This is a genomic window from Amycolatopsis rubida (assembly GCF_900115345.1).
GTDB lineage: Bacteria > Actinomycetota > Actinomycetes > Mycobacteriales > Pseudonocardiaceae > Amycolatopsis > Amycolatopsis rubida.
In genome coordinates this window covers 662,145-685,801 of sequence record NZ_FOWC01000003.1, presented here as the reverse complement: position 1 = coordinate 685,801, position 23,657 = coordinate 662,145, and the positions used below count along the sequence as shown (strand labels likewise).

The following is a 23,657-nucleotide window of genomic DNA, read 5'->3' as shown; positions in this document are numbered from 1 at the left end:
GCAGTTTCAGCGGATCCTTCCGCGCCTCATCATCCGCTGCCCCCATTCCCGCGACTGCCTCGGCCCGGCGCGGCTTCTTTCGCCGCCGGGCAGAAGATCTCTTCTTCGGTGATCGATGCCGAAAATGCGGCGCTATTCCCGATCGGCCCCGCCGCCCGCGGTCCGGGCGTCGTTTGCGCGCGGAGCCGCCCGGGTATTCCGATGCCCCCGACCCCAGGAGAACATCGGTGAACGAGCTGACTTTCGGCATCGAGGAGGAGTTCTTCGTCGTCGACCGCGACGGCCGGCTGGCGCAGGCAGACGACGTGGTCGACCGCGCCGCGAAAACGGGCGGCGACAACGGCGAACTGCAGCACGAACTGATCCAGTCGCAGGCCGAGATCGCCACCGACGTCTGCCGGACCCGGGACGAGGCGCTGCAGCGGCTGCGCGAACTGCGCGCGGACCTGGCCGCGGCCGCTCGGCGGCAGCACTGCCGGTTGCTGCCGTCGGCCTCGCCGCCGGTGCCGGAAACGGGCCTGCCGGGCGTCACCCCGAGTCCGCGCTACGAACGGATCGGCGAGCATTTCGGCGCCATCGCGCGAACGTCGCCGACCTGCGGCTGTCACGTGCACGTCGCGATCCCGGACAAGGAGACCGGCGTCCAGGTGCTCGGGCGGATCCGGCCGTGGCTGCCCGCGCTGCTGACCGTGACGACGAATTCCGCGATCGCCGACGGTTACGACACCGGTTACCGCAGCTGGCGCTACCAGCAGTGGAGCCGCTGGCCCTCAGCCGGGCCGCCGCCGCGGTTCGCGTCGCTCGACGAGTACGAAAGCGTGGTCGACGCGTGGCTGCGCTCGGGCGCGATCCTCGACCGCGGGATGGTCTACTGGGACGTCCGGCTCTCGGAGAACCAGCCGACGATCGAGTTCCGCATCGCCGACGTCGCCGCGACGCCGGAGGAAGCGGTCTTGCTCGGCGTACTCGCGCGAGGCCTGGTCGCCACCGCGCTCGCGGACGACGGTCCCCCGCCGGACCTGCCGAACGAAGTCCTGCGCGCCCACCTCTGGCGCGCGTCGCGGGACGGCGTCAGCGGCTGCTGTCCGCACCCGCGCGGCGGTGACCTGGCGCCGGCCAAGGCGGTGCTCGCCGATCTGATCGAGCTGACCTCGTCCGCGTTGGAAGCAGCCGGGGATCTGGAGTTCGCTCAGGAGGCGACGGCGCAGCTGTGCGCCGAAGGCAGCGGCGCGGACCGGCAACGGCGTCGGTTCGCCGAACGGGGGCGTGGCGAGGACGTCGTGGACCTGCTCGCCGGTACCCCCTAGTCCGTCAGCGGCGATGCGCCCACGCCGCGGCCAGGCAATAACCGCCGAACGCCGCCAGACCGAACGCCACCACCGTCAGCAGCACCGTGCCGAACGGCTGGGCGGCGAGGGTCTTCAGGCTGGCATCCAGCCCGCCGGCCTGCTTCGCGTCGGCGCGGAAACCGGCGTAGCCCAGCAGGAACGCGGTCACCGCGAAAACGACCGCCTTCGCCAGATACCCGGTGCTGCCCAGCCACCCGACCCAACGACGGGTCTTGCCGGGCAACCCGGTGGGGTCGAGGTCTTCGAGGAAACTCCGCTTCACGCCTTTGACCCCCGCCGCGACCGCTACGCCGAGCACAATCGCGGCCGCGGCCACCACGAGCGCCGGACCGGCGGGCAGCTGGAGCAGCTTCGCGGTGAACTCCTGCTGAGCCTGATCGCTCGAACCGCCGCCGCCGTCGCCCGCGGCCAGGCGGAAGGCGGTGCCGCCCAGCGCGAGCACGACGATTCCTCGCGCGGCGGCGCCGAACCGTTTGCGCGTCCGTTTCCCGCCGCTGGTCCAGGTGTATCCGGTCGCGGCCATCAGGAACTGCCACAGTCCGAACGCGACCAGGCCTGCCGCGAGCACCCACAGCAGGACCTGGCCGAACGCCGTCGACCCGACCTCTTGCAGTGCGCCCTTCTGGTCGGGCTGCCCGCCGCCGCCGAAGGCGACCCGCACGGCGAGGTAGGCGAGGACGAGGTGCACGAGCGCGTAACAGGCCATTCCCGCCCGGCCGAGCAGCTGGGCGGTGCCGGTCTTTTCTCCTCGGGCGACTTTGGCGGCGATCCGGTTCATGCGGTGGGGATACCCGCTGTGGCCGCCCTGCCACTGGGCCAGGTGGCGCAATCCGCCACCTTAGTGAGCCTAGGTTCACGGAGGGTTAGTCCACAGAGGACGTGTTCGCTTGAGCCAGGGCGGCGGCGCGATCGGCTGCGCTGTTCTGCGTCGCGTGCGCGCGTTCAGAACGGCTTCGTCGAGGCTGCCCACGACGGGCAGCACGCGGTCGAGGCCCAGCAACGCCAGCGGGCGCAGCACAGCCCGCTGCTGCGCGACCACCGCGAATCGCACGCCGACGGCGCGGGCGTCGTCGGCCTGTTCGGCGAGGAATTTCAGGACCCGGGCCGAGCAGAACGGCACGTCGGTCAGATCCACGAGCAGGGCCGGCGGCCGCAGCCCGAGTTCGCCGGACACGATCCGGCGGAGCCGGCGAACGTCGGCGGCGTCGAGGTCCCCGGCGAGGGAGACCACAGTCGACTTCGCGGTGCGGGTGAGCGTCGTCACGGGACGGCCGAGCGGGCATACGACGGTCAAGCTCAACGGCGGGGCGTTGCTGTGCATGATTTTCGTTCCCTCCTCGCGAAAAGCGGGGCGGGGACCGGGAACGGGCGGCACCGGCCGGGCTGCCGGAAGTCCCCCTCGCCGGCTGGTCAGGTGCGGCGAAGGCCTGACCGGCGATGCCGCCAAGATACCTCCGGGGCACCCGTTTTGCGCAACCCCGTTTCACCCGGCCGGCGGTATGGGGTACCCGGCGCCGCGCGCTCGCCGAGGGGGAATCCGGTGGCTGGTCAGCGGAATTCGGCAGGACACGCCCGAGAACACGACGCGTGCGCCGCGGCGGCCGGGCACCCGGCAAGGCGTCCGGGCCGGGCAAAGACCGACAGCAGCTCACCCGGCCGTGACCACCCGAACCCGCTCAGGCCAGGCAAAGACCGACACCAGCCCACCCCGCCGCGACCACCCGAACCCACTCAGGCCAGGCAAAGACCGACACCAGCCCACCCCGCCACGACCACCCAAACCCACTCAGGCCAGGCAAAGACCGACACCAGCCCACCCCGCCACGACCACCCGAACCCACTCAGGCGGGGCCTCCGGCCGACAGCCGGGATTGTCTTCGTTCACTGGATGTTCCCGCCGGAACAGGCCCGCCGCTGTCCGGCACGGCGGTTTCGTGTCCGGCCAAGGGGTTTGGCTGTCGGTCAACGACACGATCGCGTCCGGTCGAGAGCTGCCCTTCAGCGCTTCGGCGAAGCCGGGCCACAAATCCGTCCCTCCGCCGCCCAGCAACGGAATTCCCTCGTCTCGGCACAACTGCGCGACGTACGCGGCGGCATCGCACGACAGCACCGAGAGCAGATCGCGCGGACGATCGCGGTGATTTCGAGGATCGCGCTGCCCAGTTCGGCGTCGCTCACCGAGCCGGAAGTGACGGCGATGACGCAGACCCGCGGCAGGGCTGGCCGCGCGCCCGCTGACTCGATCATCCACGGCGAACTGTCGCACGCGCGCCCAGGATGGAAGACGAGGATTCTCGTTCGCGGGGAAAGGGTGCGTCAGCACGCACCTTGGGCGAACGGAACCTCCGATCTGGTCGAGCAGCCGCTCGGCACGACGAGCCGAGCAGGATCGGCGCGGGCCGCGCCGCGACATGTCATATTCTGACACCCGTGGCCGGACGGCGCGTTGTTCCGCAGAGCGGTCAGCGGGCATCACCAGGCGCGTCCGGGCGGCTACGGTCCATGCACGCGACAGGGAGGGAGTCCTGGTGACGGACCCGAAACGGCAGACTCTCACCGAACGCCGGGCCGAGGAGCTGCGGATGAACATCGCGCTCACCGCGCGCGACCTGTTCGTCGCCGAGGGCCACACCGCGGTCACTGTCGAGCGGATCTGCGAGATCGTCGGGATCAACCCGCGGACGTTCCACCGGCACTTCCCGGTCAAGGAGGACGTCCTGATGCCGCTGCTGCGCCGCAGCGAACGCGTCATCCTCCAGGGGCTCGAGGACGCGCCGGACGACGCGGACCCGGTCGAGGTCCTGACGGCCGCGCTCACCACGGAGCTGAACCGGCGGCAGGTGCCGGAGTACGACCACCAGATCATGACGCTGATCGTCAACACGCCGCAGTACCGGCTCCGGTTCGTGGAATGGTGCGAGGGGCTGAGCGAGGCGGTGACCCGGTTCCTGGCCCGGTATTACGAGCTTGACGCGGATCCGTTCCTGCGCGAGCTTCCGGCGCTGCTGGTGATCCAGACGATGCGGCACGCGCTGATCCGGTGGGTGCGCAGCGGGGGGTCGGATGATTTCGGGGACATCGAGCGGTGGGACGCGCGAGGGTTGCGGTTGGCGTTGAGCGGCCTGACTCGGCTGCCCCGGTAAGCTTTTCTCAGCGGGCCGTGAGGGGAACCCTGAGAGAATCTGATTCCCTCACGCACGTTCCGCCAAGGTTACGAAGACGCGCCCGCCGCGTGCAGCGCGGCAATATACCCGTACACCACGCCCTGCCCGATCGTCGCACCAGCGCCCGGGTACGAGGTGCCGAAGGCGTTCGCCGCGGTGTTCCCGATCGCGTACAGTCCTTCCACCACCGCGCCGTCCTCGCGCAGGACCCGGGCGTGTTCGTCGGCGACCAATCCGCCGCAGGTGCCGAGGTCGCTGAGGACCACCTTGACCGCGTAGTACGGGGCGCGGCGCAGCGGGGCCAGGTTCGGGTTGGGGCCGATCGTGGGGTCGCCGTAGTAGCGGTCGTAGGCACTGTCGCCGCGGCCGAAGGCTGTGTCGCGTCCGGCGGCGGCGCAATCGTTGAACTGCTGGAAAGTGTCCTGGAAGGAATCGGCCGGAACGCCCATCGCCTGTGCCAGCGCGCCGAGGTCGTCCGACTTGTGGGCGATTCCGGCCCGGTACCACGATTCCGGGAGCGGCTGCCGCGGGAAGCAGCGGCCGGCGAGGATGTAGCTGTCCCGGTAGCGCTGGTCGAAAACCAGCCACATCTCCTCGACCGGCGTCCCGGCCCGTTCCCGCGCCAGGATTTCCTGGCCGAACGACATGTAGTCGGTCGCCTCGTTGAGGAACCGCTTCCCGGTCCGGTCGACGATGAACGAACCCGGCAGCGAACGTTCGGCGAGCAGCACCGCCGGGGCGCCGCCGGGCACCGGGGCGAAGGCCGGGAACCACCAGGCCTGGTCCAGCAAAGCGGTGCCCGCGCCGAGTTCCTGGCCGGCGAGGATGCCGTCGCCGGTGTTGCCTTCCGAACCCAGGCTGTGCTCGCCGAGTCGCGGCGACTGGAACTTGTGCCGTGCCTCGATGTCGTGGTCGAAGCCGCCCGCGGCCAGGACGACGCCGCGGCGGGCCCGCACGGTGACTTCGCGGTCGCCTTGCCGCAGAACGGCTCCGGTGACCCGGCCGTCGTCGTGAAGCAGGCGGGCGAGGGCGGTCTCTGTCCACACGGGAATGCCCGCGCGCAGCACGCCCGCGAACATCCCGGCCGCGAGCGCTTGCCCGCCCGCCAGGTAGTCGCGGCCGATCAGCATGCCGCCGATGCCCAGCGCGGCTCGGGCGAAGATCCGCGGCAGGGCCTTGAGCGGCTTGCGCGCCACCAGGTTCATCCACTTGTAGTCCGCCCCGGTGACGGGCATCGGGACCGGGGCCTCCATCACGCCGGGACGCAGCCGGGGGCGCTCGCCGCCGAGCACGGAAGCGTTGAACGGGCGGCATTCGCACGTCCGGCCCTCGGGACGGCCGCCAGGTTCCTCGGGGTGGTAGTCGGAGTAGCCCTTGGCCCAGAAGAACCGCATGGGAGTGGTGCGGCGCAACATGTCGACAGCGGCGGCACCGTGTTCGAGGTAGGCGCGGCCGCGTTCGGCCGGGGCCGAATCGCCGACTACCGCGTCCAGGTAGGCACCCGCGTCGGCGACGGCTTGAGGACCGGTGTCCGGGAGCACCGCGTTCCCGGGAATCCAGAAGGCGCCGCCGGAACGCGCGGTCGATCCGCCGACGTAGCCGGTCTTCTCGACGACCAAAGCGGACAGTCCGCGTTCGTGGGCCGCGAGCGCGGCGGCCATGCCGGTTCCCGAGCCGACGACGAGGAGATCGACGGTCGTGTCCCTGGCCGGCACGAGCGCGGGCATTTTCTTCTTCATGTCCTTCGAACTCCACTTCGTTCTCGGCGGGAGGCCGGGCCACCGTATTTCGCCGGGCGCGCCGGTCCCCCGGCCGAGTCCAGTCAGCGGAACATCAGCGGCCGAGGAACGCCAGGACAGCGGCTTCCCAGGCGGCCTTCTGTTCGATCATGACCCAATGCCCGCAGTTCGGGAAGATGTGCACCTCGCCCCGCGGAAGGGCGCGCATCGGGAGCAAAGCCATGTCGACCGGGCTGACGCGGTCGTCGCGGCCCCAGGTGACCAGCGTCGGGACGTCGAGGCGGCGCAACTGCGCCCAGGCCGGGGTTTCCGCGCTGCGTGCGGCTGCCGCCATCCCGGCCAGCGCTGCCGCGCCGTACATCCGGCGCGAGTTCTCCAGGGTCGCGGGGTCCGTCGCCTGGAGCCAGCGTTCCTCGATCATCTCCTCGGTGACCAGCGCCTGGTCGTAGACCATCGAACGCAGCCAGGCCACGAGCGCGTCGCGGGCCGGGTTTTCGACGAACTCGCTGAGCCGGACGATCCCCTCCCCGGGCTGGGCGCTGAAAATCGGGGTTCCGATGCCGCCGATCGTGACCAGCCGCTCGACACGTTCGGGGGCCGACAGCGCGAAGTCCGTCGCTACGAACCCGCCCATCGAGTTGCCGACCATGCGCACGCGGTCCAGGGAAAGACCGTCGAGCAGCGCGCGCACGGCGGTCCCGGCGGACCGCATCGGGTGTACGGCGCCGAAATCGTCGCTGACCCCGAAGCCCGGGAACTCCAGGACGATCGTCCGGTAGTGCTGGGCGAAGGTCGCCACGTTGGCACCGAAGTTGCGCCATCCGGTCACGCCGGGTCCGGAACCGTGCAGCAGCACCAAGGGCGGACCGTCGCCGCTTTCGCGGTAGCGCAGCACGCCGTGTTCGGTGGGGAGTTCAACCAGATCGGGGGTCATGGGGCGACCTTGCCAGCGGTACCGGGGCCGTTCGGCCAGCCTTCCCGATCAGCGGACGCCCGCGCTGATCCGTCCGTAGCGGCCCCGGAAGAAGACCAGCGGCTCAAGATCCGACGAGGACAGATGCCGCACCCGCGAAACCACGATCGCGTGATCGCCTGCCCCGTGCTCGGTATCGAGTTCCGCCTCGATCCACGCCAGCGAACCGGCTACCACGGGCGCGCCCGAAGGCGACGGCGTCCACTCGATCCCGGCGAACTTGCCGACCCCGCGAGCCGCCAGCTGACGGCACACCGCTTCCTGCGATTCAGACAGGATGCTGATCGCGTAACAGCCCGCCGAGCGCACCCGCGGCCACGAGGTGCTGGTCGCCGCCACGCAGAACGCGACCAGCGGCGGATCGAGCGACACCGACGTGAACGAGTTCGCCGCCAGCCCGGCCGGTGAGCCGGTTTCCTCGTCGATGCCGGTGATCGCCACCACGCCGGTCGCGAAATGTCCCAGCACGGTTCGCATCCGGATGGGGTCCGACGGTTCGGTCATTGAACGTCTCCCTTCGCCGCGGCGCGTCCGGCGCGGCGTCCGTAGAAACTGCCGTCGCCCAGCGAAGCGCCGCTGACGTAACCGCCGGTGCAGATTCCCGCCGTGCAGCGGCCAGCCGCGAACAAGCCCGGGATCGGTGCCCCGGACACGTGCAGCACCCGAGCGTCCAGGTCGGTTCGCAGGCCGCCGAGCGGGAAGCCGGCGGTGGCGCCCCGCAGGTCGAAGGCGGCGACCGCGCCGGCGAGCGGGCGCAGCCATTCCGGTTTCTTGCCGAACAGCGGGTCCTCGCCTCGCGCCGCATAGGTGTTGTAGAGATCGACCGTGGTTTGCAGTGACAGTCTCGGCAGGCCCATGTCGGCTTCCAGTTCGGCGACAGTCTCCGCGGCCCAGGTCGGCGGCACGCGGAAGTTCGGGGTCGCGGTCTCGGTGGCGAGCGCTTCCTCGTGTGCCTGTTCGTCGATCACCAGGTACGCCTGGTTGTCCTGGTGGAACAGCGTCGCCTGGCCGATCCTCCCCGGGTAGGTGTCCTCGGTGACGTAACGCTGGCCTTGTCCGTTGACGAGAATGCCGCGCGCCATCATCTGCGGGTCGCCGAAGAACGCGACCTCGGTGGCGTCCATATGCGCCGTCGCCGCACCGAACGCGGTGGCGGCCAGGATGCCGACGCCGTCGTGTTCCTCGATGGCGGCTCCCGGGCGGCCGATCAACTGCGGCGTATGGTCGGCGACCATCTGCTCGGAGTAGGCGAATCCGCCGGTGGCCAGGACGACACCGAGTTCGGCCCGTACGGCGATCTCGCGGCCGTAGCGCCGCGCGAGCACTCCGACGACTCGCTCGCCGTCCACGATGAGACGGCTCAGGCGGACGTCGTAGGAAACGCGTACGCCGAGCGCTTCGGCGGTCTCCGCGAGCGGCTTCATCAGCATGTAGCCGCCGCCTTGCTCACCGGTGCGTTTGTTGCTCATTTTCGGCACGTGTCCGCGCGGCGCGGGGCTGGCGACGGCGTTGAACGGGGCCGCGTTCTCGCCGCCGGAGTACGCCAGGCCTTCGTCGTGCGGCGGTTCCCAGCCGGGTTCGTCCCAGAGTGCCTCGCGGAAGGGCACGCCGTTGCCGACCAGCCAGTCGTAGTGTTCCAGGCTGCCGCGGCAGTAGTCGGCGATCTTGGCTTCGTCCGCGCCTGGGCCGACAGCTGCGAGCAGGAACTTCTCCATGTTCTCCACGCTGTCCTCGAAACCGAGGGCGCGCTGGAGCGGAGTGCCGCCGCCGAGGTACACGAAACCGCCCGCCAGCGCCGCCGCGCCGCCCCAGCCGCTCGTGCGTTCCAGGATCAGCACTTGCGCGCCGGACCTCGCCGCCTCGATCGCCGCGGACACGCCCGCGATGCCGTACCCGGCGATCACCACATCCGCGGTCTCGTGCCAGTCGGTGATCACGGCGGCCGGGACGGGACGCAGTTTGTCGGTCGTCATGGATCAGCCCTTCCTAGGCCAGGAGGTCCCGCATCATCTGCCAGAGCTTCTCGCGCGCGGGTCCGGTCAGGGACAACGCCGGGATCGTCAGGAAGCCGTGGAACAGGCCCTCGAACCGGTGCGCGGTGACTGGTGCCCCGGCTGCCCGCAGCCGCTGCGCGTAGTCGTCGCCGGAGGCGCAGAGCGGGTCCAGCTCGGCGGTCGCGACCACTGCGGGCGGAAGGTCTGCCAGCGACTCGGCCCGCGTGGGCACCAGGTAGGGGCTGTCGGTTCCGTCCGGCGCGTATTGCGCCCAGTACCACCGCATCGCGGTCTCGGTGTTGTAGTAGCCCTCGCCGTAGCGCCGGTAGGACTCGGTGGAGAAATCGTCGTCGATCACCGGGTACAGCAGGACTTGCCCGGCGATGCGCGGGCCGCCGCGGTCTCGGGCCGCGAGGCACACCGTGGCGGCCAGGTTGCCCCCGGCGCTGTCGCCGGCCACGCCGATCCTGGCCGGGTCTCCCCCGTACTCGGCGGCGTGCTGAGCCGCCCAGACCAGCGCCGTGTACATGTCCTCCATCGCCGCGGGTCCGGGATGGTCCGGGGCCAGCCGGTAGCCGACCGCGATCACGACAGCTCCCACCGCGGCGGCCATGGAGCGGCAGAACTCGTCGTGGCTGTCGAGGTCGCAGAACACGAAACCGCCGCCGTGCGCGAAGACGACCGCCGGAAGCGGCCCGTCGTGGTGTGGCGCGTAGATCCGCAGCGGCAGGTCGCCGCCGGGGCCTTCGATGACGCGGTCCTCCGCGATCCGCATCGCGGGCTGGTGCGTCAGCGGTGCCCGGCGGGACCGGATGATCGCCCGCAGCTCGGCGGGATCGTGCTGGGTCACGTCCGGGAAGCCGGCCAGCCCGGCCAGCATCGCCTTCACCTCGGTGCCCGCGGGATCGCCGAGGACGAACCCCCGGTATCCGGCGGCCGCGACATCGTCGCAGATCGCCCGGTATTTGCCGAGCCCGCCGAGGTAGGGCATGAACACCCGCGGCTTGCCGGGGATGTTCGCGCCGAGGTACCAGGAGCTGGCGGCCGGGAACAACGTCGCCGCCGCGTTGGCGTTGCACTCGGCCACCCAGTGCGTCACGGCGTCCTCGGTCGCCTCGATGGTCGAAACCCGGTTTTCGCCGAGATAGTCCACACAGGACGCGATCCAGTCCACGTGCTGTTCCGCGGTCAGCACCATGTTCGCCAGGACGCTCGGGCTGCCGGGCCCGGAAACGACGAACATGTTGGGGAATCCGGCGACCGCCAGCCCGAGGTAGGTGCGCGGTCCCGCCGACCATTCGTCGCGCAGCGCGCGCCCGTCCCGGCCGCGGATGTCGATCCGGGACAGCGAACCCGTCATGGCGTCGAAGCCGGTGGCGAAGATCAGCAGGTCGAGTTCGTGGAACGCGTCCGACGTGCGGACTCCCTCCGGCGTGATCTCGCTGATCGGTGTGCGCCTCAGGTTGACCAGCTTGACGTTATCGCGGTTGTAGGTCTCGAAATAGCCGCTGTCGGTGACGATGCGTTTCGTGCCGATCGGATGGTCGTCCGGGATGAGCTGCTCGGCGATCTCCGGATCGTGCACGAGTTCGCGGATCTTCGCCTCGACGTACTCGCGGGCGGTGTCGTTGGCGGCGAGGTTCGTGGTCTGGTCCGGGAATGCCTTGGCGAACAGGTATCCCCCGCGCTCCCACCACTGGTCGTAAATCCGGGTCCGCTCGGCGGCGTCGACCTCGAGCGCGCCGCGCGGGTGCGGGCTGGTGGGCGTGCCGCCGCCGCTGATCCGCGACAGCCGCCGGCGTTCGGCATAGCCGGCTTTGATTTCCGCGACGTACTCCGGGGTCAGCGGGTGGTTCCGGGCGGGGATCGAATAGTTGGGGCTCCGCTGGAAAACCGTGACCTGCGCGGCGGTTTCGGCGACGACCGGGATCGTCTGGATCCCGGACGACCCGGTCCCGATCACGCCGACCCGCTTGCCCTCGAATGCCACGGCGTGCTGCGGCCAGGCACCGGTGTGGTACAGCTCGCCCGCGAAACTGTCCCGCCCGGGAATCTCCGGCATGGTGGTGGCGGACAAGACACCGGTAGCCAGCACGAGAAAACGCGCGCTGACGGTCCGGGCGGTGTCGGTGCGAACCGTCCACCGCCCGGACCGTTCGTCGTACTCCGCCGCGGTCACCCGGGTCGACAACTCGTACGCCGGACGCAGATCGTGCCGGTCCGCCACGTGGTCGAGATACCGCAGAATCTCTTCCTGGGTCGCGAACCGTTCGCTCCACGTCCAGTCCTGCTGCAGTTCTTCGTCGAACGAGTAGGAATAGTCGATGCTTTCGACGTCGCACCGCGCACCGGGGTACCGGTTGTGGTACCACGTGCCGCCCACCCCGGCCGCGCTCTCGAAGCCGCGCACCCGCAGGCCGCGCGAGCGGAGTTCGTGCACCGCGTAGAGACCGGCGATCCCGGCCCCGACGACGACTGCGTCGAAACAGTCTTCCACGTCAGACATCCACAGTGGACTCGGCGGCCTGCTGCGCTTGTTTCATCTCCTTCATCCAGAGCCATTCGTGGCCCCAGTAGCTGTCCGCAGTGATTTCCTCGGCGGTGTAACAGCTCTCGTCGACGAGCTGGCCGCCGTAGCCGTACTCGATGTCCCAGCCGCCGGGGACGCGCACGTAGAACGAGATCATCTTGTCGTTGGTGTGCCGCCCCAGCGTGGAGGACACCGGGAAATCGCGCGCGAGGACCTGGTCGTAGGCGCGGCCGACCGCGTCGAGCGAATCGACCTCCACCATGACGTGGATCAGGCCCGGGTCGCGGCCTTCCAGGCTCGGCATGATCGCCAGGCTGTGGTGGCGCTGGTTGATCCCGAGGAACCGGATCCGCAGCGGACCGGCTTCGGGCGGGCCGGGCATCCGGAACGCGCCGCGGGACAGGAAGCCGAGCGTTCCGGTGTAGAACTCGAAGGACTCGTCGAAGCTGGTGGTCGGCATGACCACGTGCCCGAGGCCCTGTGCGCCGGTGACGAACTTGTGGGCGTATTTGGTGAGCACCGGGCTGTGTTCGAGCACCGGCCCGTGGAAGAACTCGAGCGGCGTCCCGCCCGGGTCCTCGGCGGAGAAGCCGGCCTCGACCTTGCGCCGGTCCGCGAGTTCGTGCGACATCGGCGTGCATTCCACCCCGGACTCTTCGAGAGCCGCCCGCAGCCGGCGCAGCGCGGGTGCGTCCCGCACTTCCCAGCCGACCGCCGTCACGCGGTCGGCGTCGCCGTGCTCGACGGTGATCCGGGACGGCCGCTCGTCCATCCGGAAGTGCAGCGCGTCCTTCTCGTCGCCGAAGCCCGGCGCGAAACCGAGCACGTCGAAGCCGAGTTCGCGCCAGCGCGCCAGGTCGGTGGCGATGACCCGGACGTAGCCGAGTCCCTTGATTTCGCTCATCATGGGGTCCTTTCTCAGATCATCACGCGCAGCGGGCCCTGCGGGACTTCGACGTTCAACGACGCCAGCGCGGCGGCGTGGTAAGTGGTGCTGGTGACGTGGATGGCGTGGTGCAGACCGGCGTGCGCGTCGCGCCAGAAGCGCTGCAACGGGTTGTCCATCCGCAACGCGTTCCCTCCGGCGCGGTCGAAGATCTCGTCGGCGGCGCGCACCGCTCGCCACGCCGCGCGGGCTTGATCCCGGCGGATCCGGGCACGCGTGGCGAAGTCGATCTCCTCGCCGCGGTCGACCTTGTCCCACACCCGGTCCACATTGGACAGCAGCTGCTGGCGGGCGGCGTCGATCTCCGAGGCCGAATCGCTGAGCGCGTGCAGCACGTACGGGTCGTCCTTGACGAGCGTGCCGGTCGCGCCGACGCGGTTGCGCTGGTAGCCGATCCCGGCGGCCAGCACGCCCTCGCAGATGCCGATGGTCGCCGAGGTGATGCCGAGCGGGAAGATCGTCGACCACGGCATTTTGTACAGCGTCTCGGTGACGCCGTACTCCCTCGCCGCCGAACCGTCGATGACCTTGTCCGCGTCCATCACCCGGTAAGCCGGGACGAACGCGTCCTTGACCACGACGTCCTTGCTGCCGGTCCCGCGCAGGCCGACGACGTCCCAGGAACCGCCGATGATCTCGTAATCCGAACGCGGCAGGATCACGTGCATGCTGTGCGGCGGCATCAGCGGCTGACCGTCCTGGCCGCCGAGCAGCGCACCGAGGAAGATCCAGTCGCAGTGGTCGGTCCCCGACGAGAACTGCCAGCGGCCGTTCAGCACGAAGCCGCCGTCGGCCGGAACAGCGACGCCAGCGGGCATGTACGGCGACGCCTGCCAGGTGTCGGTGTCCTCCCCCAGGATCTCTTCCTGCACCTGAGGATCGGCGAAGGCGAGCTGCCACGGGTGCACGCCGACGATGCCGCCCACCCAGCCCGCCGACCCGTAGATGCTCGCGGTCTTCATCACCGTCTCGGCGAACTCGCGCGGGTGCGCTTCGTAGCCGTTGTACTTCTTGCGCTGCAGCAAGCGAATGATGCCCGCCTGCTTGAGCCGCTTCGCCATGTCGTCCGGCAACCGGCCGAGCGACTCGCCTTCCTCGGCGCCGGCGCGGAGTTCCTCGGCGATCGCCTCGATGTTGTCGATTGCTGGATTCGGCATGAAGGCTCCTCGTGTGCGGGCGATGGGTCGAGCTTGCCAACCGGGAAGCCGGATCGGCCCCGGTCTCCTGATGAGTGGAACAGCGGTTTCAGTACTCGATCGCGATCTCGGCGCTGACCGGTTCCGCCTGGCACGCCAGGACGTACCCCTCGGCGAGGTCGTCCTCGGCGAGAATCTCGTTGCGCGCCAGGTGCACTTTTCCTTCGGTCACCGCGCACACGCACGCGCTGCAGGCACCTTCGCGGCACGAGTACGGTGCGTCGACGCCCGCGGCCAGCAGCGCGTCGAGGAGTTTCTCCCCGGCTTTCCACGGGACGACGTGGTCCTCGCCTTCGAGCGAGACCCGCACGGTGCACGCGACCTCGCCGGTCCCGGATTCCGCTGGCGCAAAAGGATCTTGCCGCAGGGAAAGGAATCGTTCCGAGTGCACCCCGGTTATTCCGACGCTCGCGCAGACCTCCGCCGCCAGATCCATCAACGGCTCCGGCCCGCAGAGGTAGACGTCGCGGTCGGCGAACGGACGCAGCACCACGGTCAGCAGGTTCCGGCGGGGATAGCCCTGGAGCGATTCCAGCAGGTGGAGCACCGTGAAGCGATCGGGAAACTTGCTTTCGAGCGCGGCCAGTTCGGCGGCGAAGATCACCGACGCCTCGTCGCGGTTCGCGTAGAGCAGCACGACGTTCCCGCTGCCGCCGAACAGGATCGACTTCGCGATGGCGATCACCGGCGTGATCCCGCTGCCTCCCGCGACCAGTACCGCGGACTGGTCCAGCGACGCGGGCGTGAAGGTTCCGGCAGGCGGGAGCACGTCCAGCTCGGCGCCCGCGGTCACGGTGTCGCACAGCCAGCTGGACCCGTGCCCGCCCCGCACGCGCTTGACGGTGAACTTCATCGCCTGATCGCAGTGCGGCGAACTCGACAGCGAATAGCAGCGGGCGGAACCCGTTCCGGCGTCCGGGACCCGCACGGTCAGGAACTGCCCGGCCCGGTAGCCGAAGGCGGGTCCCTCGACCGGCTCCACGACGAACGAGCGCGCGTCGGCGGTCTCCTCCACGACGGCGGTCACCCGGACCCGTTTCCCGCGCGAATCCGGCGCGGCCTCGCCGCCGGTGCTCGTTTCGGTGGACATCCACCCTCCTGGTCGTCGTCGCCTGATCGCGGAACCGTACGGCCGCGCCCGGCCGGCGGAGCGCGGTCGTTTCGCTGACTGGGAGACGACCTTCCCACCAAGCGGTTGCTCGGGCTTTTTCCCGCTCTTCGCTGTGCTTGCATCCCTCGCATGCTGACTACCGACAAGATCGCCCACACCGTCGCGGAGTACGCGCGCAGGCTCGAAGCAGGCGACTCGACGCAGATCGCCGCTCTTTACGCCGAAGACGCCACCGTCGAGGACCCCGCGGGCAGCGCCGTCCGCAAGGGCCGGGCAGCCATCGCCGCGTTCTACAGCGAACTCGAAGGCCTCGCCCTCACCGCCGAACTGCTGACCGTCCGGGCCTCCGGCGACACTGCCGCCTTCCACCTGCGCGTGATCACCACGACCGGCGAGTTCGTCAGCTCGATCGAGCCGATCGACGTCATGACGTTCGACGAGCGCGGCCGGATCACGAGCATGCGCGCGATCTGGAGCCCGGCCGACGTCGTGCACCAGCGACGTTCCAGTCAGTGAACTGCGCCCGGATTCACCGCCCCGGCGCTTGTTAGAACCGGAACGCACCGGACTGACAGCTGCCCGCCTACCCTTTCCAGGAGAGCGCGATGACTTCTCTGCAACCGGACGAAATCCGCCTGATCGAAGCGGATTCGGCACCCGCCCGCTTCGCCCGCGGCTGGCATTGCCTCGGCCTCGTCCGCGATTTCGCCGACGGCAAACCGCATACCGTGCACGCCTTCGGCACGAAACTCGTGGTGTTCCGCGGGGCGAACGGAAAGATCAATATCCTCGATTCCTACTGCCGCCACCTCGGCGGCGACCTGTCCCAGGGCGAGGTGAAGGGCGACGAGATCGCCTGCCCGTTCCACGACTGGCGCTGGGGCGGCGACGGCCGGTGCAAGCGGATCCCGTACAGCAAACGCGTCCCGATGCTCGCGCGCACGCGGGCGTGGACGACCTCGCAGCAGGACGGTTTGCTGTTCGTCTGGCACGACCCGGAAGGCGGGAAGCCGACCGGCGAGGTGGCCATCCCCCGCATCGAGGGCGCGGAAAGCGACGAGTGGACCGACTGGCACTGGTACACCACCGTCGTCGACACCAACTGCCGCGAGATCATCGACAACGTCGTGGACATGGCGCATTTCTTTTACGTGCACGGATCGCTGCCGACCTACTTCAAGAACGTCTTCGAAGGCCACGTCGCGACCCAGTACATGAACGGCGACTCCCGCGACGACTATCCCGCGCCGGAGGGGCAGCCGAAAATGCTCGGCAGCACCTCCGTCGCGTCGTACTACGGCCCGTCGTTCATGATCGACGACCTGACCTACCACTACGAATTCGGCGATCACCACACGGTTCTGCTCAACTGCCACTACCCGATCACGGCGGATTCGTTCGTGCTGCAGTACGGGATCATCGTCAAGAAATCGGCCACGCTGCCCGAGGACGCGGCGATGCGCTCGGCGATCGCGCTCGGCGACTACATCAAGGCCGGCTTCGAGCAGGACGTCGAGATCTGGAAGAACAAGGCCCGGATCGACAATCCGCTGCTGTGCGAGGAGGACGGGCCGGTGTACCAGCTGCGCCGCTGGTACGAGCAGTTCTACGTCGACGTCGCCGACGTCCGCCCGGAAATGGTCGACCGGTTCGAGTACGAACTGGATCTCACCCGGCCGACGCGGGCGTGGCACGACGAGGTGGCCGCCAACATCGCCCGCCAGGCGAAGCCGACGGAGACCGCGCCGTGAGCGAATCCAGGACCGACAACCGGCTCGACGACGTGCCGATGCAGCCGTTGCGGTGCCAGCACTGCGCGGCGCGTCTGCTGGTGCGCAAGAGCACGGTGCACCAGACGAGCTTGCAGTGGAACGCCGACGCCGTCGAAGCCTGCGCGGAACTCGGCGCGGCGCCGATGCCGGGTCCCGCGCTGGCGGGATGTTCGCGGCTCAAGGAGTCCCTCGAAGCCGAAGTCGCCGCCGGAGGGCTGCGGATAGTCCAGACCGTATGACCGCACGGATGCGCCGTGCCCGGTTCCCCGGGCACGGCGCACCTCGCTGTCCGCAGGCGGTTTACAGCCGAGCACCGGTGTGCCTACACTCCAATGTGTCAGATTCTGACAGGTAGTCTCAATCTGACATACGCAGTCTGGAGGTGGTGTTGCAATGGCGCACATCGAGGAGGCCCCCGCGGCGATGATCGACCGCGTCGCGTCGCTGCTGGAGTCCTTCGTGGGCGAACGGCCGCTGACCCTGGCCGAACTCGCCCGCCGCTCCCACGTGCCGCGGTCCTCGGCGCACCGGATCCTGCAGCGGCTGGTCGAACTCGGCTGGGTGGAGCGCAAGGAATTCACCTACACGCTGGGGGTGCGCATGTTCGAACTCGGCTCGCAGTTCACCCGGCGGCGCACCGTCCCCCGCGCCGCCGTCGCGGTGATGGCCGGACTGCACCGCCGCAGCGGGTTGACGGTGTACCTGAGCATGCTGGTCGGCGCCGAGATCATGCACCTCGAACGGATCGGCTCGTGGCCGTCCGCCTCCGGGCAATGGAGCGCGGGCGCCCGTCAGCCGGTCACGCTCACCGCGCCGGGCCGCGCGCTGCTCGCCACCCTCTCCCCCGACCGCTGGCCAGAGCTGCATTTCGACTACGCGCCGACCCAGTACTCCATCCAGTCGCGCAGCCAGCTCATGCGCGACCTCGCCCGGGTCCGCGACCGCGGCGGCGTGGCGGTGGACGCGCAGGGCACTCATCACGGCGTGACCGTGGTGGCCGCGCCGATCACCACCATGGACGACGACGGGCACTTCGCGCTGTCGGTGTGCGGGCCGACGCGGGCGCTCGATCTGGTCGCCACGACCGCCGAGGTGCGCAATGCCGCGGCTACGGTGTGGCGGGTCGCCAACGGGGTGCCCACGCTGCGGCCGCGGGCGGTGCCGGACCTGCCCTCTTCGGAGGCCGAACTCCAGCTCGCCGACGGACGGCCCGCTTCCGGCTGACCGGCCCTCGCCGCGGAGGGCCGGCCAGCGGTGCGTCACGCGGTCTGGCCACCGTCGATCACGAAATCCTGCCCGGTGCAGTAACTGCTCGCGTCACTGGCGAGGAACGCCACCAGTGCCGCCACCTCGCCGGTCTTGCCGGGGCGGCGGATCGGCTGCCCCGCCACCGCACCGCCGCCCGCGCGGGTCGTCTCGGAGATCATCTGCGTGTCGATCGCGCCCGGGCAGACGCAGTTGACCCGGATGCCGAACTCGCCGAGCTCCTTCGCCGCGGATTTGCTCGCCCCGCGCAGCCCCCATTTCGACGCGCCGTACCCCAGCCCGCCCGCGAAGCCGGTCAGCGCCGCGGTCGAAGCGACGTTGACGATCGAACCGCCGCGTTCGCGCATCAACGGCAGCACGGCCTGCATCCCGAGGACCGGGCCGATCAGATTGACGCCCAAGGTGTGTGTGAGGTGGTCTTCCTCGAAGCTCTCCAGGGGCGCCTTGCGGTAGAAACCGGCGTTGTTGACGAGCACGTCGACCCGGCCGAACCCGGCGCGGGCGCGTTCCATGGCGGCGGTCCAGTTTTCCTTGCTGCGCACGTCCAGTCCGACGGCGAGCGTCTCGCCGTCGATCTCGTCCGCGACCGCGGCGACGGCGCTTTCGTCCAGGTCCGCCAGGACGACGCGCGCGCCCAACCGCGCGGTGGTCCTCGCGTGCTCGGCGCCCTGCCCTTGCGCGGCACCGGTGACGAACACGATTTTGTCCCGCAGCTCCACGAGTTGTTCGGTCACGTTCCACTTCCTTCGGCTCGGAGCGCTCAGTCGCGCGAAGGTACCTTCGCGCGAACGGCGAGCGGAGGGCATGCGTCGGCTCAGCGGACACCTGCTTTCCCCGTTTGACCAGTGCCGTGCGGGACCGTAAGCTTGCACCAAGCGCTTGCTTTGTGCCGATGGGAGAAGGCTGCCCTTGAAGGATTTCCACGGCAAGCCGGGCGTCGCGGTCGTGACCGGCGGGACCGGAGGGCTGGGCGCCGCGATCTGCCGGACCCTCGCCGAACGCGGCTCCGCGATCGCCTTCGCCTACCGCAGCGATCACGAAGCAGCAAAGCGGCTAGCCGCCGAACTCGAAGCGACCGCAGATCCCCTGGACCTCACCGACGCCCAGCAGACCAAGGCGTACCTCGACCGCGTGGTCGAGCGCTTCGGAGCGATCCACACCCTCGTCCACGCCGCCGGACCGCTCGTCCCGCAACAGCATCTGTCCACAGTGGATCCCGCTGACTTCGGCAGGCACCTCACCGCGGAAGCCGCCGCGTTCTTCAATCTCGTCCACCCGGCGCTGCCCGCCCTGCGTGCCAGCAAGGGCTCGGTCGTCGCGGTCACCACCGCGGCGACCAAGCGGTACCCCGCCCGCGACGGCCTTTCCGCCGGGCCCAAGGGCGCGGTGGAAGCGACCGCACGGGCGTTCGCGGCCGAGGAAGGCCGGTTCGGCGTCCGGGTCAACTGCGTCGGGCCCGGAATGCTGACCGACGGGATGGCCGCGGACCTGACGGCCAGCGGCGACCTCGACGACCGCGCCCTCGACGCGGCCCGGCGCGCCATCCCGTTGCGCACCTTCGGCGACGCACAGGACATCGCGGAAGCGGTGTGCTTCCTGGCCTCGGACCGCGCCGGGTTCATCAGCGGGCAGAAGCTCGACGTCGACGGCGGATACGGCACCTGATGTGCTCAAGCGCCTGGTTCTCCTGGCCGGACAACGCGGGCGAAGCGATGTCGCTTTCTCCCGCCCGCCGCTGGACACCCGGTGTGAATTGAGAAGGTCCCGTGTCCGGGCCGGGCGGACCGCCGGTCGTTCCGGCTGGACAAGCAGAAGCTGCACAACAACGGGTAAGGACACTTTCCTCGCGGCGCGGCGAAAAACGGATGCCGCGGCACGGAAGCGCACTCCCTGCTGCCTGCTGGCGGTCGCGCACCTCCCCGGAAACCCGCAGCAGTTCCTCGACCGCGCCGTCGACTTCGCGATCGAAAGGCCGGCCGGGAAGATCATGCTCCGCCCGCGGACGAAGCGGCGTCTAGGCAGCGGGTTCACCAAAGAGATCACGCGCCCGCGGTACGGCACGACCGCGGTCAACGTCCGCCCGCGCCTCGTAGGGCGCGTTCCCCGGCCACCGACGTCCGGCGCGGCATCGGCGTCGCGCACAACGCGCTGCTTCTCGACCACGCAAGCGGGCCGTCGTGCACGGACCCGTTCCTCCCCGGCGTACACCGGGCAATTCGCGATCTCGCCCCGCGCGCCGCGGTTCGCCATCACCTGCCCGGCCCGCGTGACCGGACGAAGCTGCCCGGCATCTTCGCGTCCGCGCTCCGGGGCTGATCGCGGGCAGCGGTCCAGCGTGACAATTTGCCTCTTAAATCATATGCACTACTAATGGTATGTTGCGCTCATGACCTCCCCTGGGCCGCAGGCTGACCACGTTCGCCCACCCGAAAGGACCCGGCCATGACTCTCGCCGGAAAGACCGTCCTGATGTCCGGCGGCAGCCGCGGCATCGGCCTGGCCATCGCGACCCGCGCGGCGCGGGACGGGGCGAACGTCGTCCTGCTGGCGAAAACCGCCGAACCGCATCCGAAGCTGGAAGGCACCGTCTACACCGCCGCGAAGGAGATCGAAACCGCCGGCGGCCAGGCGCTGCCGATCGTCGGCGACGTGCGGTCCGAGGACGACGTGCTCGCCGCGGCCGAAGCGGCGGCGACGCAGTTCGGCGGCATCGACATCGTCGTGAACAACGCCAGCGCGCTCGACCGGTCCGGCACCGAAGAACTCTCGATGAAGCGCTACGACCTCATGCAGGACATCAACACCCGAGGCACGTTCCTGCTCAGCAAGGCGGCGATCCCGCAGCTGCGCAAGGCCGCGAACCCGCACATCCTGACGCTGTCGCCGCCGCTGAACCTCTCCCCCGCCTGGATCGGCGCACACCTGGGCTACACGCTCTCCAAGTACGGCATGAGCCTGTGCACAGTGGGCCTCGCGGAGGAACTGAAAGCAGACGGAATCGCCGCGAATTCACTGTGGCCGCGCACTCTCATCGACACCGCGGCGGTGCGCAACATCATCGGCGGCGCAAGCCAAGCGCGCACCCCGGAGATCATCGCCGATGCCGCGTACGCGATCCTCGTCCGGCCGTCGCGCGAATGCACCGGGAACCTGTTCATCGACGACGAGGTGCTCGCCGCCGAAGGCGTCACAGACCTGTCCGGCTATCAGCGCGGCGAAGGCGAACTGGCGCTGGACATTTTCGTCGACCCGGCCTGATCCCGCATCCGGTCGAATTCCCCGGGCAGCGTCTCGCCTTCGTTCATTTTGGCCAGCAGCTTGTGCAGGGAATCGTGAGAGCGCCGCGGAAGGTCGCTGAGCACATACTGGTCGAGATCGACCAGCAGTTCGTTCGCCTTGCGCAGCGTCTTCCGTCCCGCGTCGCTGAGGTCGACGACGTAACGCCGCCGGTCTTCGGGGTCGCGGGCGCGGGCGGCGAGCCCGAGGGTCTCCAGGTCGTCCAGGCTGCTGACCATGGTCGCCGGGTCGATGCGCAGGTACGCGCCCAGCGACAGCTGCGACATCGGGCCGTTGTCGGCCAGCGCCTGGAGGACGCTGTAGTGCCGCACCCGCAGGCCCAGCGCGTGCAGCCGGTCCTCGGCGAGCCGGAACACGACCTGGCCGAGCTTGACCAGGAGACAGCTGGTGTGCTCCCCGATCCCGCCCGGCACCAGCGGACCTGACATCGTTTTCCCTGCCCATCGTGAGCGGACCGTATGATTCCCGATGATACTGGCCCGGGCACGGCGCCCGTTCGTTTCGCCTCGCGACCGTGACCTGCCGGGACCCGGACACGTGTAGTGTCGAGGGGTCCGGGAACGTCCCGCGCGCGGGCGATCGAGCCCGCGCCGTCTCCGGATTCCGCCTGGTTCTCGCGCGCCACGTGGCGACGATCGCGGCACGCCGGGCTTCTGACGTCCCCGTCTCCGGATTCCGTTGCCGGTCGCCGCGATGGGCGCGCGGCTCGCCGGAACGCCCTCCAGCAAAGGAAACCGTTGCATCAGCTGACTCTCGGCGTCGTCGCGCGCTCGCGGAAACCGGACGAGCGCCGGTTGCCCATCCATCCCGGCCACGTCGAGCGGATCGACGCCGACCTGCGCGAGCGCATTTATCTCGAACACGGCTACGGCGAGGACTTCGGCGTGCCCGACGAGCAGCTGAAGGGCGCGGTCGCCGGGATGCGCACCCGGGAAGAACTCATCGCCGGATGCGACGTCGTCCTGCTCGCCAAGCCGCTGCAGGCCGACCTCGCCGAACTGCGGCCGCACCAGGTGCTGTGGGGCTGGCCGCACTGCGTCCAGGACCGGGAACTCACCCAGCTGGCCGTCGACCGCAGGCTGACGCTGATCGCGTTCGAGGCGATGAACCACTGGACCCGCGACGGCTCCTTCGGGCTGCACGTCTTCCACAAGAACAACGAGCTGGCCGGGTACTGCTCGGTGCTGCACGCCCTGCAGCTGACCGGTTCGACCGGCGACTACGGACGCCGCCTCCGGGCAGCGGTGATCGGGTTCGGGGCGACCGCGCGCGGCGCGGTCACCGCGCTCAACGCCCACGGCGTGCACGACGTGCGCGTCCTCACCGGCCGCGGCGTCACCGCGGTCGGCTCGCCCATCCACTCCGCGACGATGATCCACTTCCAGCACGACGCGAACAGCCCCGGCGACCCCCGCCGCAGCCACGCACTCACCGACCGCGGACGAGTCCCCCTCGCCGGATTCCTCGCCGAGCACGACATCGTCGTCAACTGCGTGCTGCAGGACCCCGCCGAACCCCTGACCTTCCTCGTCGAAGCCGACCTGGCCGCCTTCGCGCCCGGCAGCCTCATCGTGGACGTCTCGTGCGACGAGGGCATGGGTTTCAGCTGGGCCCGGCCCACGACCTTCGCCGACCCGGTCTTCCCGATCGGCGACGGGATCACCTACTACGCCGTCGACCACAGCCCGTCCTATCTGTGGAGTTCGGCCACCTGGGAAATCAGCGAGGCGCTGCTCCCCCTGCTGCGGCCGGTGCTCGGCGGACCCTCCGCGTGGGACGCCGAGGACGTGGTCGGGCGCGCCGTCGAAATCCGCGACGGCGTCATCGCGAACCCGGCGATTCTCGCTTTTCAGCGGCGCTCCGCGGACTACCCGCACCGCACGGCTTGACCGCGGCCGGTCCGGCGACGGGCGCGAAAAAAGGCTGTGAGCGGGGTCCTTTCCGGCGCCGGTTCCCGAGGGCGGCCGGTGATTCTTCCGGACCGTTCCCCCGCTGAGGGCACCGGATTCTTCCGGAAATCGCGGCCGGTCCGGCAGGGTCGCCGAAAATTCCGGTCCGGTGTGCCAGCGCGGATTTTCTGTCGTGCTTCGGGCACGCCGCCGGCGCCGTTTTCCTTCAGTACCTTCTGCACCACCAGCGAGATTTCGCGCCGCACGGCTCCCTCGGACGAGGTGTAGTGTCGGTGGTATCCGAAAGCATCTCGGGCGTGGGCGGTCGAGACCCTGCTTCGCGCAGCAGCCTGATCCCGCGCACCGCGACAATTCCGGCGAAACCCGCGGCCCGCCGGAGGGCTTGCCCGTCCGGCCCGCGGAAGGGGTGG

Annotated in this window: 22 protein-coding genes; 9 read left to right on the top strand and 13 right to left on the bottom strand. The window is 69.7% G+C overall.

Features of this window, described 5'->3' with window-relative positions:
* Positions 1-227 precede the first annotated feature (227 nt).
* Positions 228-1,307, top strand: coding sequence for a carboxylate-amine ligase (locus BM362_RS17535; protein ID WP_067581786.1), 1,080 nt, complete (start codon positions 228-230; stop codon positions 1,305-1,307).
* A gap of 4 nt (positions 1,308-1,311) precedes the next feature.
* Here BM362_RS17535 and BM362_RS17530 read toward each other — a convergent pair whose 3' ends face one another.
* From BM362_RS17530 to BM362_RS49015, 3 genes are all read right to left on the bottom strand, one after another.
* The gene (locus BM362_RS17530; protein WP_067581782.1) at positions 1,312-2,127 is read right to left on the bottom strand and encodes a DUF1206 domain-containing protein; all 816 of its coding nucleotides are present in this window, start codon (positions 2,125-2,127) and stop codon (positions 1,312-1,314) included.
* 75 nt (positions 2,128-2,202) lie between these two features.
* Positions 2,203-2,670: an STAS domain-containing protein gene (locus tag BM362_RS17525; protein WP_067581779.1), complete on the bottom strand. Its 468-nt coding sequence runs from the start codon at positions 2,668-2,670 to the stop codon at positions 2,203-2,205.
* A 677-nt stretch (positions 2,671-3,347) separates the two neighbouring features.
* A complete protein-coding gene (locus BM362_RS49015; RefSeq protein WP_244287184.1) occupies positions 3,348-3,596 on the bottom strand; it encodes a hypothetical protein in 249 nt (82 codons plus the stop codon).
* A 281-nt stretch (positions 3,597-3,877) separates the two neighbouring features.
* Between BM362_RS49015 and BM362_RS17515 the strand changes: the two genes are divergently transcribed.
* Positions 3,878-4,492, top strand: a complete 615-nt coding sequence (locus BM362_RS17515) for a TetR/AcrR family transcriptional regulator (RefSeq protein ID WP_093573814.1) — start codon at positions 3,878-3,880, stop codon at positions 4,490-4,492.
* A gap of 68 nt (positions 4,493-4,560) precedes the next feature.
* Here BM362_RS17515 and BM362_RS17510 read toward each other — a convergent pair whose 3' ends face one another.
* The 8 genes from BM362_RS17510 to BM362_RS17475 form a co-directional block, all read right to left on the bottom strand.
* The gene (locus tag BM362_RS17510) at positions 4,561-6,252 is read right to left on the bottom strand and encodes a 3-ketosteroid-delta-1-dehydrogenase (RefSeq protein WP_093573813.1); all 1,692 of its coding nucleotides are present in this window, start codon (positions 6,250-6,252) and stop codon (positions 4,561-4,563) included.
* Between the two features lie 94 nt (positions 6,253-6,346).
* Positions 6,347-7,186, bottom strand: a complete 840-nt coding sequence (locus BM362_RS17505) for an alpha/beta fold hydrolase (RefSeq protein WP_093573812.1) — start codon at positions 7,184-7,186, stop codon at positions 6,347-6,349.
* A 48-nt stretch (positions 7,187-7,234) separates the two neighbouring features.
* Positions 7,235-7,729 carry a flavin reductase family protein gene (locus BM362_RS17500; RefSeq protein WP_067581766.1) on the bottom strand — a complete coding sequence of 165 codons (495 nt, stop codon included), beginning with the start codon at positions 7,727-7,729 and terminating at the stop codon, positions 7,235-7,237.
* Positions 7,726-9,198, bottom strand: a complete 1,473-nt coding sequence (locus BM362_RS17495; RefSeq protein ID WP_093573811.1) for an FAD-dependent oxidoreductase — start codon at positions 9,196-9,198, stop codon at positions 7,726-7,728. Before BM362_RS17495 ends, BM362_RS17500 begins: the two co-directional genes overlap by 4 nt.
* Positions 9,199-9,211: 13 nt before the next feature.
* On the bottom strand, positions 9,212-11,725 hold the full coding sequence (locus BM362_RS50280) for a flavin-containing monooxygenase (protein WP_167545346.1): 2,514 nt from the start codon (positions 11,723-11,725) through the stop codon (positions 9,212-9,214).
* Positions 11,718-12,653 (bottom strand): VOC family protein, encoded by a 936-nt coding sequence (locus BM362_RS17485; protein ID WP_093573879.1) that lies wholly within the window; start codon positions 12,651-12,653, stop codon positions 11,718-11,720. Before BM362_RS17485 ends, BM362_RS50280 begins: the two co-directional genes overlap by 8 nt.
* A gap of 14 nt (positions 12,654-12,667) precedes the next feature.
* A complete protein-coding gene (locus BM362_RS17480; protein ID WP_093573810.1) occupies positions 12,668-13,852 on the bottom strand; it encodes an acyl-CoA dehydrogenase family protein in 1,185 nt (394 codons plus the stop codon).
* An 88-nt stretch (positions 13,853-13,940) separates the two neighbouring features.
* Positions 13,941-14,981, bottom strand: coding sequence for a ferredoxin--NADP reductase (locus tag BM362_RS17475; RefSeq protein ID WP_093573809.1), 1,041 nt, complete (start codon positions 14,979-14,981; stop codon positions 13,941-13,943).
* Positions 14,982-15,131: 150 nt separating this feature from the next.
* On the opposite strand from BM362_RS17475, the gene BM362_RS17470 reads away from it, so the two are divergent.
* The 4 genes from BM362_RS17470 to BM362_RS17455 all read left to right on the top strand — a co-directional run bounded on the left by BM362_RS17470 (position 15,132) and on the right by BM362_RS17455 (position 17,998).
* On the top strand, positions 15,132-15,518 hold the full coding sequence (locus tag BM362_RS17470) for a nuclear transport factor 2 family protein (protein ID WP_067581751.1): 387 nt from the start codon (positions 15,132-15,134) through the stop codon (positions 15,516-15,518).
* A gap of 89 nt (positions 15,519-15,607) precedes the next feature.
* Complete coding sequence (locus tag BM362_RS17465) at positions 15,608-16,753, top strand: 3-ketosteroid-9-alpha-monooxygenase, oxygenase component (RefSeq protein ID WP_093573808.1); 1,146 nt, start codon at positions 15,608-15,610, stop codon at positions 16,751-16,753.
* On the top strand, positions 16,750-17,013 hold the full coding sequence (locus tag BM362_RS17460) for a ferredoxin (RefSeq protein ID WP_198545340.1): 264 nt from the start codon (positions 16,750-16,752) through the stop codon (positions 17,011-17,013). The genes BM362_RS17465 and BM362_RS17460 overlap by 4 nt, the downstream gene beginning before the upstream one ends.
* A 154-nt stretch (positions 17,014-17,167) precedes the next feature.
* Complete coding sequence (locus BM362_RS17455; protein WP_093573807.1) at positions 17,168-17,998, top strand: IclR family transcriptional regulator; 831 nt, start codon at positions 17,168-17,170, stop codon at positions 17,996-17,998.
* Positions 17,999-18,033: 35 nt separating this feature from the next.
* Here BM362_RS17455 and BM362_RS17450 read toward each other — a convergent pair whose 3' ends face one another.
* A complete protein-coding gene (locus tag BM362_RS17450) occupies positions 18,034-18,774 on the bottom strand; it encodes an SDR family NAD(P)-dependent oxidoreductase (protein WP_067581741.1) in 741 nt (246 codons plus the stop codon).
* A gap of 175 nt (positions 18,775-18,949) precedes the next feature.
* Here BM362_RS17450 and BM362_RS17445 point away from each other — a divergent pair, with 175 nt between their 5' ends.
* Positions 18,950-19,705, top strand: coding sequence for an SDR family NAD(P)-dependent oxidoreductase (locus BM362_RS17445; RefSeq protein WP_093573806.1), 756 nt, complete (start codon positions 18,950-18,952; stop codon positions 19,703-19,705).
* Positions 19,706-20,482: 777 nt separating this feature from the next.
* Positions 20,483-21,298 (top strand): SDR family oxidoreductase, encoded by an 816-nt coding sequence (locus BM362_RS17440; RefSeq protein WP_093573805.1) that lies wholly within the window; start codon positions 20,483-20,485, stop codon positions 21,296-21,298.
* On the opposite strand, the gene BM362_RS47490 is transcribed toward BM362_RS17440, so the two are convergent.
* Positions 21,247-21,765: a MarR family winged helix-turn-helix transcriptional regulator gene (locus BM362_RS47490; RefSeq protein ID WP_167545345.1), complete on the bottom strand. Its 519-nt coding sequence runs from the start codon at positions 21,763-21,765 to the stop codon at positions 21,247-21,249. The two genes, BM362_RS17440 and BM362_RS47490, sit on opposite strands and share 52 nt — an antisense overlap.
* A gap of 309 nt (positions 21,766-22,074) precedes the next feature.
* Here BM362_RS47490 and BM362_RS17430 point away from each other — a divergent pair, with 309 nt between their 5' ends.
* Positions 22,075-23,226: a N(5)-(carboxyethyl)ornithine synthase gene (locus tag BM362_RS17430; protein ID WP_067581732.1), complete on the top strand. Its 1,152-nt coding sequence runs from the start codon at positions 22,075-22,077 to the stop codon at positions 23,224-23,226.
* Positions 23,227-23,657 lie beyond the last annotated feature (431 nt).

Bases quoted from the DNA above. Each gene is read 5' to 3' on its own strand.
- BM362_RS17510 (WP_093573813.1), bottom strand. From the start codon at position 6,252: ATGAAGAAGAAAATGCCCGCGCTCGTGCCGGCCAGGGACACGACCGTC.
- BM362_RS17455 (WP_093573807.1), top strand. From the start codon at position 17,168: ATGGCGCACATCGAGGAGGCCCCCGCGGCGATGATCGACCGCGTCGCG.
- BM362_RS17495 (WP_093573811.1), bottom strand. From the start codon at position 9,198: ATGACGACCGACAAACTGCGTCCCGTCCCGGCCGCCGTGATCACCGAC.
- BM362_RS17440 (WP_093573805.1), top strand. From the start codon at position 20,483: ATGACTCTCGCCGGAAAGACCGTCCTGATGTCCGGCGGCAGCCGCGGC.
- BM362_RS50280 (WP_167545346.1), bottom strand. From the start codon at position 11,725: ATGTCTGACGTGGAAGACTGTTTCGACGCAGTCGTCGTCGGGGCCGGG.
- BM362_RS17480 (WP_093573810.1), bottom strand. From the start codon at position 13,852: ATGCCGAATCCAGCAATCGACAACATCGAGGCGATCGCCGAGGAACTC.
- BM362_RS17505 (WP_093573812.1), bottom strand. From the start codon at position 7,186: ATGACCCCCGATCTGGTTGAACTCCCCACCGAACACGGCGTGCTGCGC.
- BM362_RS49015 (WP_244287184.1), bottom strand. From the start codon at position 3,596: ATGATCGAGTCAGCGGGCGCGCGGCCAGCCCTGCCGCGGGTCTGCGTC.
- BM362_RS17525 (WP_067581779.1), bottom strand. From the start codon at position 2,670: ATGCACAGCAACGCCCCGCCGTTGAGCTTGACCGTCGTATGCCCGCTC.
- BM362_RS17500 (WP_067581766.1), bottom strand. From the start codon at position 7,729: ATGACCGAACCGTCGGACCCCATCCGGATGCGAACCGTGCTGGGACAT.
- BM362_RS17475 (WP_093573809.1), bottom strand. From the start codon at position 14,981: ATGTCCACCGAAACGAGCACCGGCGGCGAGGCCGCGCCGGATTCGCGC.
- BM362_RS17530 (WP_067581782.1), bottom strand. From the start codon at position 2,127: ATGAACCGGATCGCCGCCAAAGTCGCCCGAGGAGAAAAGACCGGCACC.
- BM362_RS17465 (WP_093573808.1), top strand. From the start codon at position 15,608: ATGACTTCTCTGCAACCGGACGAAATCCGCCTGATCGAAGCGGATTCG.
- BM362_RS17485 (WP_093573879.1), bottom strand. From the start codon at position 12,653: ATGAGCGAAATCAAGGGACTCGGCTACGTCCGGGTCATCGCCACCGAC.
- BM362_RS17470 (WP_067581751.1), top strand. From the start codon at position 15,132: ATGCTGACTACCGACAAGATCGCCCACACCGTCGCGGAGTACGCGCGC.
- BM362_RS47490 (WP_167545345.1), bottom strand. From the start codon at position 21,765: ATGTCAGGTCCGCTGGTGCCGGGCGGGATCGGGGAGCACACCAGCTGT.